Here is a 13,601-nt window from a genome sequence, read left to right as displayed (position 1 = left end):
TTTCACATCATTAAATTATAATCAATAAAATAGCACCCCCTGTTTATTGGCATGGATTTGCACTCGTGAGTGGCGACAAAAAATTAACAAGGCATACATTATGATGGAAATATCAGCACCTGACCTATAATGAAAAAAAATAACAGTAGATGCTGACGAACGGCTTGCTACAGCAAAGGAAATTCAACATATAGTTTTGTGTATGTATTACTAATTGGCTCCATTTCCTGAATTCTGATGTCATTTTTTTAACACGTAAGGTCCGGTCGTATTTAGCCATTTTGATAATTCATGGGATGTCCTAATCATGCCCATTGCACGACATCACTTGCTGCCAGTTTTTGTTACGGATATTCATTCACTAACCGGGCTAAACTCTGGCTTGGTGAGCAAGATACTGCTGCTGCTTAAGATGCCTCAACAGAACCCGTCCCTCGGGCATAAACTCGGTGCCATAGCGTACGAGGCCAATGCCTTTCAATTCAGCATCAATGGCATAACGCAACTCGCCGGGGACATTCTGCTCCAGCAGCACCACTCTGATGCTCTTCAGGCGCGGCTCATACCTGAGCAGAACAGCAGACAGGGTGCCAATCAGCTCATGGGCAGTACCCGGCATGCCCTGCAGGATTTTGGTCATATCGGGCAGACCATAGTCCGGCAGATGCGCCAGCGTGCCGGCGCGGCAGTTGAGGATGCGCTGCATGTTATCGAGCACGGACAAAATCACCTGATTCTGTTCGCTGACCTGATGCAGGTCGAGGCCGCCGGTGAAGTTGCCGGTGAGCATTTCATACAGCGAAGGTGTGTTATGTCCCTGGGGCATCAGTCGTCCTTGAGCGGTTGTAGCGTCAAATGGTTGTTACCGGCTTCCAGAATGCGCGGCTTATCCGGGTCAAGGTCTTCACGCCCTATCACCAGCTTCCAGGTGTTGTTAACTCTATCCGGATGGCGGAACAGCCCTGCCACGGCGACAAACTGCGCATCTTCTTCCATTGGCATATCGAGGTTCGCATCACCGCCAGGTTTTACCACCACATCCCGGGTCGCCAGCAGATCGGCTTTCAGGATCGTGTCGCCATCCCGGAGTAGCTGCTGATAGACCGTTTTGTCGAAGGTTTTACGGTCTTTCAGCTGCCAGACCCGAATAACCACCGGCTCAGACAGCGAATTACTTTCACGGGAATCGGTGTTCAGCGCCTCACGGGCGGTGAAATCCAGGTGCAGCACCTTAATCTTTTTGTAAAACACGGCGTTAAATGCCGATTTGGTGCCATCGGTGATACCCTGCGTCACCCCACAGCCCGTCAGGCTGAATGCCAGTAGCGCAGGTAGCCAGCATACGGATTTAATCAAACTTGTACGTAACACGTCGGTTTCCTTGTTGTGATGATGCAGGCTCCAGCCCGGCGTAATAACCCAGTTCCGTGGTAAAGGTCTGCGGAAAATCCTCCGGGAGATATTCGTCTTGCGCGCCCAGAACGCCATTCATCCCCAGCCAGAATGGGCCTTCACCGAGCGGCGGCGCGACCAGCAGGCGGGTTCGGGTGGTCAGGGTGATTTTTGCTTTAAAGCGCCAGCCGAGATACACCCGCAGCATCACCAGAAAGTCCTGATACAGCAGGCCGTCCGGTTTCCAGCCCTGTGATTCCTGCTCGTTATCGGTGGACAGAGCAATCAACAGCTGGCTGTTGGCATCCATCGCCTCTTCACCCAGCGGTGTGTTGCCATCCAGCAGAAAATCGTCATCGCCGTAAAAGCCCAGCGGCTGGCTGACTGCCACTGGTCGCAGGCAATACGGGCTCACCTGCACCGTCGTGTCGGGTGCCAGCAGGCTCACCAGGGCCTGCATCCCCTCCTGGGTTTTACCTGGCTGCTGCAGCACACCCAGCAGCGCCAGAAATCGGGACACCGGGGTGGCGATGTGCTCTGCGGTGCCCGGTATCCCAAGTCCCACCAGACCCAGCAGTGACTGCGAGATAGTATCAGTACCGCCGGGCTCAAATGTGGCCGGGTAGGAGTATTTACGCCAGATACGGTAAAACTGCGTCAGGATACGGTGGCTGAAGATATCCAGAAAACCCTGCAGCGCTTCGTGACCTTCGCGACGCTGAGTGATGTCATCGAGATAGGCGGTCGGCAAGGGGGAATCAACCCCGTACATCCCCATAAAGGTCGTGCGGATGAGCGGTGGCTTGCTGTCATCCTCCTCGTCATATTCGACAGCCTTTATTTCGCTGGCCGGAAATCCCATCCCCGGATGTGGCGCAAACCGCACCGGGTCATCCGCCGGGTGGCTGGTCGAACCCATCAGCGGCCTGCCAGGATTACGCTTCTCCAGCAGCTGGCATAAGCGGTAAAAGTTGATGCGGTGAAGGTCGGCTTCCAGCCGCGGGGTCAGCCGGGAATGCGGCGGTTGTGCTTCTCTTCCCATTCCAGGCGCTCTCCGGTCGGTTGCAGGATGATAATCAGGCGGTTGAACAGATAGATATCGGTATACAGCGCAAAGAAGCGGCTCAGCATCTCGCCGAACAGACAGATGTCGCCGCGCCCGGCAAAGCCGTGACTGTCCAGCGTCACCTCAATCTGCACACCGCGTACCAGATAGCCCTGCTCGAAACGCTCGGTTTCGCGGTGCTTAACGTCAATGATGGCTTCCAGCCGACGGCGGTTCATCTCACTGTCGGTCCATTCGTACAGCGCCAGCGTCCCGCGTAGCACGTCGGCATTGTCCATCATCGACAGGAATCCGCTGCCGAGATGGCTCAGCACGCGCCAGTGGAAACGGTCCTGCGCCGGTGGATAACAGGGTAGTGTCGGCGCACATAGGTTACGCACGGCGATACTGGCTGAGGTGGTTTTCATCACCGTATCAAGCACCGTGCTCTGCAGAGCTCGTCGTGGCAGCTGGCCGTTGGTGCCAGTGAGCGTCAGCGACAGGCTCTCGTCTTCCGGCACCGTGTGGTTATCAAACGCTTCACCGCCGAGGATAAGCCAGGTGTTATGCAGACCAGACGGACCGCGACGTACGCGCGTGTGGTAGTAATATTCGGGGGCCTGATGGCGCATCATGCCGCCTTTATGGCGAAAGCTCGAAAACGGCACATAGCTATGCTGGCTGGATGACATCACCGAATCCACCGCATAAATCTCGGTATGACCATCCTGCACGCGCATCGGGCGCAGCATGTATTCGGTCTGCAGGGAGTTGAGCGTCAGCGGGTCAGATTCCAGCGGGAACAGATTAATCACCGGCACACAGTTCAGGCGCAGATGCTTTTCGGTAAAGCTGAAGTCATGCTCCCAGCGCTCCGCCAGCACCACGTCGATTTCAAACCAGGGGAGTTCAGCCGGAAAGACCACGGTCTCCAGCCCACGCAGGCCCGTGAACATGAATTTCTCGCGGAAGGTGAAATACTCCAGCAACAGCTGATAGCCGCTGAAGCTGCTGCTGCCCTTCTGCCACAGGTCGTCGTTATCGCCAAAGCCCAGCGCGGTGAAATACCCGTTGAGCGGCCTTGTGTCGATGTCACCCGGCAGGCGCAGCCACAGGCGGTCGACATTCATGGTGAAGGCTTCATGCATGGCACAGGCCAGCGGCGCGTCGGCGTTGAAATACAGCGCAATACAGCTCAGATCGATGCGCGTCCAGTCAGCGAGGTCACTGCAGTGAAAACGCAGAGTAATAACCGAACGCCCGTCAGGGTCAGTCGACAGACGGGCATGTTCCAGCGACAACGGCTGAAGCGTCATCTCTCTGGTGGTGGTATACCGGCAGCGCGTGCCCTTCTCGCCGATCGGCCGCGAGTTCACCTCAAAACCTTTGACGATGCGCATCGGCTCTTTCATCTCGCGCCAGTCAGGGGTGAACTCGACCACCGACATTGACGGAATGGTACGCAGGTAATGTGGCCACAGCAGGCTGACCAGCCCTTCGGTTAATTCGGGCAAGTCGTCATCGAGCTTCTCGCGCAGCCGGCCCATCAGGAAGGCAAAGCCCTCGAACAATCGCTCCACGTACGGATCGCGCGCCCCCGCTTTATCGAGATTGAGCATTGCCGCCTGCTCGGGGTGAGCACGGGCAAACTCTTCACCGGCTTCCAGCAGGTAGCGCATTTCAGCGTCGTAGTAACGCAGGGTTAAATCATCCATAAAAACCTGAATATGTGTGTTTGAAAGGTATGCCTGGCGTTTTAGCCGCAAAGCACCGCGCTGCTGGCCGGATCGAGCGCAATCAGACCCGCCAGAAGCTGGTCCATCTCTGGCTGTAACCGTGATTTATCGGTTTCACTGCGTGTGGCTTTCATGCGAAGCAGTCTGAGCCGTCGGGATTTCACTTCAAACAGCAGTGCCGGTGTCCACTGTATGAGGGTGATGGACTGGGCGGCACTGTCGAGCTCTCCCAGCAGATGCAGTGCCAGTTCATTTTTGCCCTTCTGCTCGACCACGCGGGCCATCAGCAGACGCAGCAGCCATCTGTCTTTTGTCGAGTCGGTGCCCGGGCGTGTCTGTAGCCAGCGAAGCGTGGCATCCAGACCGTCGGTGTCCGCTTTATCCAGCGCTTCCGGCTCGAGAGCCAGGATATCGTTATCTGTTTCACCGGCGGCACTGACCGGCTCATCCCGCCAGCCGGACATATCGTCCAGTACGTTCTGATTTATCCAGTTCAGCGTGACCTCATCGGCAAACGGCGTACCGTCATTAAAGGCCAGGGTTTCAAGCCCGGTAAGGCGACGCAGTAATCCTTTCAGGTCGGCGGCGATGATCCCGGCAAGCACCTCCTGCCCCGATTTCATCAGCGCCTGGTGGATATACCACTGCAAATCCAGCCAGAGGTGATTAGCGCCACGCGAAAAGGCGCTGTCTGCCTGCTCCAGTATTTCGCACCAGCTCTGCTGCAGATACAGACGTTTGAGCATGGCACGCTGGTCTGCGCGCGGCGGTTCGATGCGCGTTTTGCCTTGTGCATCCGGGGCAGGAATGCTGTGCAACGTGTCATGACGCAGGCTTTTCATCAGCCGGTGGGCGGCAAGCCAGCCATCGGGTTGCTCACGCAGATATCCGGTCAGTGTACGGGCCTGAGCCAGCAAATCCTGACCGGAGGTAATGCGGCTCAGCACAGGCGCATCTGGCTCCGTCACAGGCGTGGAGATCTGTGACGGTGCCTTATCACCTGCGTTCTGCGGTACCACGGCATCCACACCTCCGGCCTTCATCAGGCGGGATTCCAGCGCGCTGTACAGGGCATTCAGCTCTGGCCGCGACGCTTCCGGCTCTGTATCCAGACTGTCGCGCAACAGCAGCAGCGCACCGGCAGTGCGCAGTGCATCGTCGCGAATCACTTCCGGCCAGAGTGACAAGCTATCCAGAACACGGGAGCCTGCCAGCCACTCCAGCGCCGGTTTACGGCTCCGCTCGCGCTGAGGATGAAGCTGCGTGCCATAACGCTGTAGCAATCCCGCCAGCAGCTCAAGTCCTTCGGCAAAACCGGCTTCGCCGTCCCGGTGCAGGCGCGCCCAGCAGTAATAAGTTGCAACCCGGATATCTTTGGCCGCAGTGGTCAGCAGTTTTTCGGCAAGCGTACAAATCAACCCGGTATCAATGCCGGAGAGCTTATTGACCTCTTCGCGGATACGCTGAAAATCATCATCATAGCCCGGGTCTTCACCGGTCGGACTGGCGCCACCTACCGGCACAAGCCAGGGCTGCCAGTTTTCCGTGCGTACCTGCGCCTGCTGCCGCAGCTGAGTTTCTTGAGCCTGACAGGCGGTGACCAGATTCTGCAGTGTGCTCATTCTTCGACCTCCTCCATGTCACTGTTTGCGGTGTGAGCCATCAGCGCCTGCGCGGTGGCCGCGCTGTCGACACTGAATATCTGATCCGGCAGCGTGAAACCGCGCAGATCCAGCAACGCCAGCGGACCTTTCCCGAGTTGTGAGCGCAGCACCCACTGCAAAGTGCAACCGTCCGGGGCAGTAAAGCTCATCATCCACTGGCTGCGGTCAAGCTGCTGGCGTTTGCCCTGGTCCAGCCAGCGAATAAAGCCCCAGGTCCCGCTGTAATCCCCGAACAGACGCGCACCGGCGTTGACTGAGGTCCAGGTCAGCATCGTCCCCGGCTTGTAAGTGTCACCCGGCCAGCGGAAGCTCTGCCAGTCGGCCATCTGGTTGAAGTAGTGCAGCTTTTGTCCATCAATAATCAACTGGGTTTCCACTACCTGCGGTACAGGACGCGCCTGCAGCTCAAAGCTGATGCCCTGGCTGCCATCGGTGAACAGAATGTCTGACAGTTGGCTCAGCTGATTAATCGCCCGCAGCAAGGCCGGGTTAAAGCTCAACCCCTGGCTGTTGACCTTATCCGGCACCCACTGGCTGCCCTCTTTGTGCAATACCCCGTTGAGCTCTGTGGTCAGGAAGCGCTCGATACGCCCGCTGTCCTTGCGCACAAATTCAGCCAGCATGGGTAAAGAGGCATCACTTTTACTGGCGGCAAACGGGAAACGTCCGTCAAAGGCAGTTTGCCAGTTGGCGACAACCGAGCGGCTCCATTTATCATTCAGGCTCGCCGCCGACGGCTGAAGCACGGTCTCCCAGGCCTGAGTCAGGGGCTGGACAAACATTGTGCTGCCAAAACCACTCCACTCTTCGCCCAGGTTTGCCGAAATCAGACTGCCGTACTGCTGGGTGTCGGTCAGGTCCACACTTTTGCCCTGGAACACGGTCTGCGCCAGAGTCTGCATCATTGCCTGCGGATCAGAGGCGCTGGCCACCTGCTGCAGGCGCAGGCGCACGCGGGTGATGCGGGTCAGATACGTCTGCAGGCTCAGTGAAGTGTCCGCCGACATAACGTTGCTGCCTTTGTTTTTACCTAAAAGCTGAAGCAGCGGGCCAAAGGTGTCATCCAGCGGTCCCTGCGGCCCTGATGCAGACTGGTCAATCGCTGGCTTGTCCTGTCCACTTACGAGATCTTTAGCCGATTTGATAATGGAATCCGACAGACTTTCGCTGTGCTGGCCGGTCTGCCCCTGCCAGGCAATGGTATTCATCAGGGCAATCAGTGGTGACTGGCGGACATCGCTCATCAGCGTCAGCTGGTCGGTAACGTCTGCGATGTTGTTCGCAGGGTTAAGTCGCAAACTATTAAGAAAGCTCAGCCAGCTACCGGCAAAGTCGGTGAAGTAACGTTGCGTCAGACGTGCTTTCAGGGCCTCCGGCGACAGATCTGAGGAGACCGCTTTCCGGCTGTCACTCAGCACCCAGTCAATTTCATCCCGGCGGGAGTTGGCGGCCTTTTCGATAGCCTGCTGAATACCGCCCTCCCACGCCTGACGGGTGAACATGCCCGGTACCACTTCATCAGTGGTGAACAGGCGGCGGGCATCAGTACCGCTGGTCATGTTTTCCAGCGACACATCAGCAAAGTTACGCCGCACCGATGTGAGCATGTTTTCATACAGCGTGCTTTCGGCGTTACGCCGGCCAATTTGCTGCAACAGCACCTGGCGGCTCTGGCTCACCAGCTGCGCATCGGGGGTGATTTTCCACTGTGGTTGCCCGGGCAGTTCGTTGATGTAGAAAGCCCACAAATCCGGCGCCAGGCTTTGCCACAGGCCGGTTGACATGCCCTTTCGCGTCGGCTGCACAGCTTTCATGGTCTGGGCGTAATACGCGCCGTCGGCTTTATCCGGACGCGCCATCATCAGCCAGGCCTTCAGCTGGTCATAGCCCAGCGTCGCCAGCTGAGCGCGCCGATCGCTGTTCGGTTCGGAATTCGCCAGCGCATTGAGTTTTTTAGTCAGCGCAGCACTGGCCGGATCGCGGATCAGGCGGTTGTTCGCCACGCCATACCAGGGCAGCAATGCCTCGAGCAGCTGCGGGTTATGGTCCAGGCCAAAGCGCTGATACCAGGGAGCGCCTTCCTGAATACGGTGCTGCAGGCGGCCGGCATGATTACGCAGCGTATGCAGCGCCGTCAGCTGCTCATCCGATACCGCAGGATGCTCCACCAGGGCATGGGCCTGCTCAGCAACAGAAACGATCTGCTGACGGTTGACCGCGAACGACAGCAGCGTTCCCGCCCCCCAGATACCCATGATGGCCATCAGCGTCCAGGCAAGCGTCTGTTCCCATGCCATACCGACTCGGCGGCCACGAACACGGGTACAGTCGTCCACGATACCCTGCCACGTCACCGGCAAAGTCAGCGCATGGCGTTGTGATTGCGGGATATATTTCTCTGCGTCGGCTGTTTCCTCTGTCGGATGAATTGAGTGCCTGTCCGGCAGGCTGAACATCAGACCACGTAGCGGAACGCGCTGCTGGGAGGCTGCCAGCCATGGCACCAGTTGCTGAGCCCAGCGGGCGATACCGCCGTCTTTGAGGTGCTGACCCAGGCGCAGCAGGAAGTCGTGGCCGTTGTTCTCAGCGACCTGACTCACCCCCTGCGTCCGCAGGTCCGACAGCATCTGTTCAAGCTGACGACAAATATCGTCAGGCTCAGCACGCAGGGGAAAAGTAGCCCCTACCGTCTGTTCAGTGCGTTTTGCCTGCGACCAGGCGCTGTCGCACAGCTGCCACAAATAAACCGGGGCGGAATAGCGCAGCAGTTCGCTGATTTTTTCCAGGCCGCGTAAATCGTTGTCGCTGATTTGCGGGGTCAGATTAAACGACTGCGGCATGACGCGGACAATCCCGTCCAGCGGGCGCCCGCGGCGCAGTTTACGCAGCGCGGTGTATTTTTCCTTATCGGGTTCAGCATTCAGGCTGCCGCCATAAATCAAGACCGTGCGGTTGCCTTCCAGCCACTGGCGGGCTTGCAGGTTGGGCACCAACTGAGCGATGGCGTTTTCACCGCCTGTGACTAACAGCAGGCGGACTTTACTTCGCCAGAAGAGGCTATAACGACGACGGAGATGGTTGCTGATGTCCGCCCTGAGCGGCAGACGGAGCGTTCTTTTCTTTTTGACCGGTCTGGAAGAAGCCTCTCCCATTACTTTTTCCCGAATCATTAAATGAAACGCGATAAACCCCAGCACCAGTACGCAGAGCGACACTCCCCAGACAACAAAACAGGCCGTCATGATTCGACGTATCACGTCCCATTCCGTGGAGAGATCTTCCCCCCAATACCACCACAGTAACCCACCTGCCAGCACAAGTAGCGTGACAGTAGCAACAAACAACACCGCCGTGGCAAACACCGAAAATTCAGCGGGTTTATTTTCCTTCACCATAAGGTTTAATAATTCCAAGAGCGAGAGTATGTAGAGGATCTTTGGCTATCCAGCCGCAGGGTTGTTGATAATTTTTTGCGTAAAGAGCCGCCAGAATCAGCACGATAAGCATTTCCATATCACCGGGGTTCCCCCAGTTGAGGTCCTGAACGTGATGGGTCACATTCCAGCCGCTTTGAGCCAGGGTGGGCAGCGCCGGCTGTGAGAACAGGATGCAGCTGTCATGCGGCGTTTCGAGGTCGCTTTGCTGCTCCGCTCGTTCGCAGACTGCGGTTAAAACCTCTTTCCCGGCGATATCGTAGACTTCCCCCCGGGTGAGGCTGACCAGCCCTTTCTGCGCAACCAGACACAGTGCAGCGGACTCACCGGCAGGCTGCGCAGAATTAAACGAGGCAGCTATCGAATGACACCCGGCGACCAGAATGGCCTCTGTTTCAGGAAGCGTTTGAGCCGTTGCGGCAAGTGCAGACAACGTCTCTTCGCCTTGCCATGTCTCCGGTTTTTCAGGAAGCGCCACGTCAGGAAATGAAACCTGCATTTGGCTACAGAATGCACGCCAGGCATCCAGAGAACCCTGCCAGTAACAGCGCCTTAAGTGTGGCAGAGAGGAATCTGCGCGCTGCGTCCGCCATTGCAGCACCAGCATTTTTGCCAGTAAAGCCTCGCGCTCAGCCACCGTATCGACCAGCGTTCGACCGATACGCAGCGCTTTCCCGCTCGACTCATTTTTTATCTCAGGAACCCGATGCTCCCGCTTTAGCAGCCGCAGCCAGTGTGGCGAATCGGTCCCGGCCGGGCCCAGCAGCACCATTTCACTAAGCGCGAAACGATGTTGATGCTGCTCCCACCAGGCCTGCTGCTGCTGCTCAACCAGTTGTTTGTAGTACCGGGCGTTATGGGCCGACGTCCGGTAATACAGCAGGCGTATTAACCAGAGCACGCCCATCAGAACCACCGCGCCAGCCATTCCTTTTATCACCAGTCCGGCACCGCTCCCGGCAGGATGAAGCAGCGCGCCGCCTCCCCCGCACAGCAACACCATCAGCGCCCCTGCTGACAGCCATCGCTTGCCGTCAGGGGCGCGCGCCACCCGGTAGGGTGGATACTCCGGTAATGGCCTCACAGCTCAATGCCGCAATCGGGAAAGGAGCTCACCAGCGTGCAGCCACAGGCACAACGATGACCATGCAACGCCACCGGCTGTCCGTCCACTTTCGATAACGAACTGCCTTCGCTGATGACCGTGATGCCATGTTTATTGCACTTCACTGCATCGCCTATACAGGCGATCCCTTTACCGAAGCAAAGATAATGCCCGCCCAGCACTTTCCCACCGTACTCCCGCAGGGTATCGCCCTCGCGTATCACTGCTTTCATCCTTCATCACTCCCTGAATCAGGCCGTTACGGTCGCCTTAAGATTTTCCGCCCAGCTGGACTCAATCATCGTTTTTGCCAGTGCCAGCCGCTGATCGCTGATGAGCTGCGTTTGCTGTGCCACCACTGTGCCTGGCTCCATCGTTGGCGCCTGCAGCTGTGCAGCGTTGGGCAGCATTGGCAGCGGTTTGCCGGAAAGCAGATCGATGGCCTGCGTTTCGAGGTAAACGGCACCCACGGTACCGGCAAGCCCCGCGAGTTTGCCCTTCGCGCTTTTCTGTCTGATGATAACGGCCGCGCCTGCGGCAAGGGTCGCAACGCCCACTACCGCTCCGGCAATCATCAACGGCGTCCTCGGTTTACTGCTGCAGCTGCCGAAATAGATCATCCGGTAAAGGAAATAGCTGCCCCAGGGTTCGCGTGAGCCGAAGGCGTTGTGCATAAACCACGCGCGGGAATCGTGGATCTGATCGTCAAACAGTGCCCGCACCAGCCCGCCTGGTTCAGTGGCGTTACTCGCTTCGCCGGCCGCCGGGAAAAGCACTTTTACACGATCGTCTCCGGCGGTTTTCATGCTGAGCCATTCGCCATACTCATTGTCGTTATTCAGCAGGAAGATGGCGTTACTCATTGAATCAACAGCAGTAAAAATCCAGTTGCCGGTACCCGACCGGGAGAGGCCGTGGTAATCCTCTCTGAACTCCTCTGCGGCCTGACGCAGCTGGGTTTGCCCCAGCGCGGCGTCGAAATCCTTTGGCCCCGGTGGGAGCATCAGGAAGCCATCTTCAGGTTTATGTTCGGCAATTATTTCCTTACGAGCATCGTCAACTTTTTTCTGAGCTTCTTTCCAGTCATCCTCAGACTGCTTTCTGACCAGCGGATCGCTGTCTTTATCCAGCCCGTTCGCCGCCGAATCGACATAGAAGCGCTGAGTCTTGTAGGTTCCCCCGGCATAGCGGTTAATACGCCAGGCGGTGATCCAGCCCATCTGATCTTCTAGGGCTTTCTCCAGGCTGACCGGCGCGCGCGGCGGATCGTATATTGCGGCTTGTTCGGGAGAAATGGGTTCGGAGGACGCGGTCAGCCCCAGGGTTATTTCACGCCAGGCGTTAAAACGATTTATGAGTATCGAGTCTGCAAAAAATTCATCTAAAAGATCTGGAGACATTCTTCTCCAATTATCTTTTTTTAAATCTAAAGGTAAGCATTCTTCAGGTACCTTGAATGGGGCACCTTTGAAAAAAGCAGCACTGAATAAGTCATTAAGGACTATCTGAGATAATAAAAGACCATCATCAGATCCATTTGCCTTTCCCTGATCTCCTGGCGGGTAACCACCGCCTATATCCGAGTGCATTCCCGGATAGACGACTTCCTCGCTGTTCGCCGGATACGTACCATCCGGACGGCGGATCGAATCCAGCGGGAAGCACAGCCGCTGCTCGTGGGAAGAGACCAGATGGACACACTTTTTAATCAAGCCGCCGTAGATCTTCTCTGCCGGCAGCTCCTGGCTCCCGTCCGCCCAGCCCATATGCCCTTCTGCCACCGGGGCGATATGCGCCACGCCCACCGAGGCCACCGTATCCAGCAGGCCCAGGAACTCCACACTGAGCGGAATTTTCAGATCGCCCACTGCCAGGCACTGCTCGGGTTTGTCTTTTTCCTCCTTGGGCTTTGGCAGCAACCCGGTGAGCCAGTTGACAAAGGTCCGCGCTGCCGCTGCCCCGCGCGAAAAGCCGTAAACGTACAGCTTGATACTTAATAACTTCGTCTTTCCGGGCTCGGTGGGTACCAAAGCCTTTTGCAGCTCTGGTGCCATATCATTCAGCAGGCTCTGGAAGGTCTCAAAACGGTTGGCAGCGCCGGTCAGCCCAAATGACGCCATAGAGGTCGCCATTTTATCCACCGCGCTCCAGCTCGCACTGTTCGACAGACTCTTCTTAGTTGTCGTCCGCTTCAGGGCATCGATAATTCGCAGCAGACCCCAGTTGATTCTGTCCTCCCCGTGGGTCGCTGTCGCCAGCCCCATCATGCTGAAATCCAGATCGTTCACCTCGGGAAAAGGCGTCCCGACGCCGGGGATATAATATTTGTAGTATTTGTCATCGCCGCTGCCGTCAGCATCCAGCAGCTCCTCCCCTTTTGCTACCCCCCCGGCAGCCCCCTGCCCGATGGTGGCGCGAAACAGACGGGCTATATTGGTGGGATGCTTCGGGTCAGCAAAATATAAGTCGTGATTAAGGTTATTGCCGGTGCCGTCGAAAAACAGGCTGATGTGCACAGTCTTACAGCAGGGCGGTTCCACGCGCCGCCCTGCTGCCATGCACAGCTCCTGCCGGTAGACTAACTCGTGGTTGTCCTGCTGCGCGCAGTTTTTGCCAACCAGCGCAGCCTTGGTGGGTAAACGCCCCTGAGCCGGGAACGCTGGCGGGAACCACGCCAGATCGGTAATTATTTTGGACATACTTTTGGCTCCGGCATCTTAAGGGGCTCTTTGATCGGATGTTCCGGATGGCCATAGTTGGCACAACTGGTCGTCACTTTCACCTCATCACAGGGCAGAAAATGCACCGTGATCCCGCAGATTTCCTGTCCCGTATAGTCCGGAACTGGTACCACCGCACTGTGCTGCTTATTCTGGGCCTTAATTTTATCTCGCCATTCTCTGTATTTTTTTGAATCAGCGAATCCTGGAAACCCTTTTGTTGATGCTTCGCCACTTTCCCAGTCCACCCTCACCGTCATACCCGGCCGCCACTTCGCCGGCACGCCATAGCAACACCCCCCGCCGCCGCCCTGATACGGACCAATAGCATCGATGCCAGACTGACCGTCGACGCTGAAATGGTTGATTGCCCATCTGGTGTGGTTAATTGCCTCTATGGTTCCGCCGCCCCCCCGGCTTTCCGCGTTCGCCACCGGCTGGCTACAGCCCGCCAGCAGCAGAGCGCCCAGTACCACGAGGTAATGTTGTATTTTCATTTTGCATT

The 13,601-nt window shown here is 57.1% G+C and carries 10 protein-coding genes; all 10 read right to left on the bottom strand.

The window, feature by feature from the left end:
- Nucleotides 1–370 precede the first annotated feature (370 nt).
- The 10 genes from tssE to tli1a are packed head-to-tail and all read right to left on the bottom strand — an operon-like array spanning nt 371 to nt 13,593.
- Complete coding sequence (tssE, locus tag H7K56_RS11400) at nt 371–826, bottom strand: type VI secretion system baseplate subunit TssE (RefSeq protein WP_150361576.1); 456 nt, start codon at nt 824–826, stop codon at nt 371–373.
- On the bottom strand, nt 826–1,371 hold the full coding sequence (tssJ, locus tag H7K56_RS11395) for a type VI secretion system lipoprotein TssJ (RefSeq protein WP_150361578.1): 546 nt from the start codon (nt 1,369–1,371) through the stop codon (nt 826–828). Before tssJ ends, tssE begins: the two co-directional genes overlap by 1 nt.
- Entirely contained in the window at nt 1,349–2,434 is a 1,086-nt protein-coding gene (tssG, locus tag H7K56_RS11390; protein ID WP_150361579.1) for a type VI secretion system baseplate subunit TssG, read from the bottom strand. Before tssG ends, tssJ begins: the two co-directional genes overlap by 23 nt.
- Nucleotides 2,398–4,152, bottom strand: a complete 1,755-nt coding sequence (tssF, locus tag H7K56_RS11385) for a type VI secretion system baseplate subunit TssF (RefSeq protein WP_150361581.1) — start codon at nt 4,150–4,152, stop codon at nt 2,398–2,400. The genes tssG and tssF overlap by 37 nt, the downstream gene beginning before the upstream one ends.
- 41 nt (nt 4,153–4,193) lie before the next feature.
- Nucleotides 4,194–5,795: a type VI secretion system protein TssA gene (gene tssA / locus H7K56_RS11380; RefSeq protein WP_150361583.1), complete on the bottom strand. Its 1,602-nt coding sequence runs from the start codon at nt 5,793–5,795 to the stop codon at nt 4,194–4,196.
- Nucleotides 5,792–9,232 (bottom strand): ImcF-related family protein, encoded by a 3,441-nt coding sequence (locus H7K56_RS11375; RefSeq protein ID WP_150361585.1) that lies wholly within the window; start codon nt 9,230–9,232, stop codon nt 5,792–5,794. The genes tssA and H7K56_RS11375 overlap by 4 nt, the downstream gene beginning before the upstream one ends.
- Nucleotides 9,216–10,355 carry a KPHS_23130 family T6SS system protein gene (locus H7K56_RS11370; protein ID WP_497816643.1) on the bottom strand — a complete coding sequence of 380 codons (1,140 nt, stop codon included), beginning with the start codon at nt 10,353–10,355 and terminating at the stop codon, nt 9,216–9,218. Before H7K56_RS11370 ends, H7K56_RS11375 begins: the two co-directional genes overlap by 17 nt.
- On the bottom strand, nt 10,352–10,609 hold the full coding sequence (locus H7K56_RS11365; RefSeq protein WP_058758393.1) for a PAAR domain-containing protein: 258 nt from the start codon (nt 10,607–10,609) through the stop codon (nt 10,352–10,354). Before H7K56_RS11365 ends, H7K56_RS11370 begins: the two co-directional genes overlap by 4 nt.
- A gap of 18 nt (nt 10,610–10,627) precedes the next feature.
- The gene (locus H7K56_RS11360; protein ID WP_150361588.1) at nt 10,628–13,075 is read right to left on the bottom strand and encodes a Tle1 family T6SS lipase effector; all 2,448 of its coding nucleotides are present in this window, start codon (nt 13,073–13,075) and stop codon (nt 10,628–10,630) included.
- Nucleotides 13,063–13,593 carry a Tli1a family immunity protein gene (gene tli1a / locus H7K56_RS11355; protein ID WP_150361590.1) on the bottom strand — a complete coding sequence of 177 codons (531 nt, stop codon included), beginning with the start codon at nt 13,591–13,593 and terminating at the stop codon, nt 13,063–13,065. The genes H7K56_RS11360 and tli1a overlap by 13 nt, the downstream gene beginning before the upstream one ends.
- Nucleotides 13,594–13,601: the final 8 nt, after the last annotated feature.

The organism is Pantoea dispersa, assembly GCF_014155765.1.
Classification (GTDB): Bacteria; Pseudomonadota; Gammaproteobacteria; order Enterobacterales; family Enterobacteriaceae; genus Pantoea; species Pantoea dispersa.
Note: the sequence above shows the minus strand (reverse complement) of the source record. Positions and strands in the feature narration are given on the sequence as shown.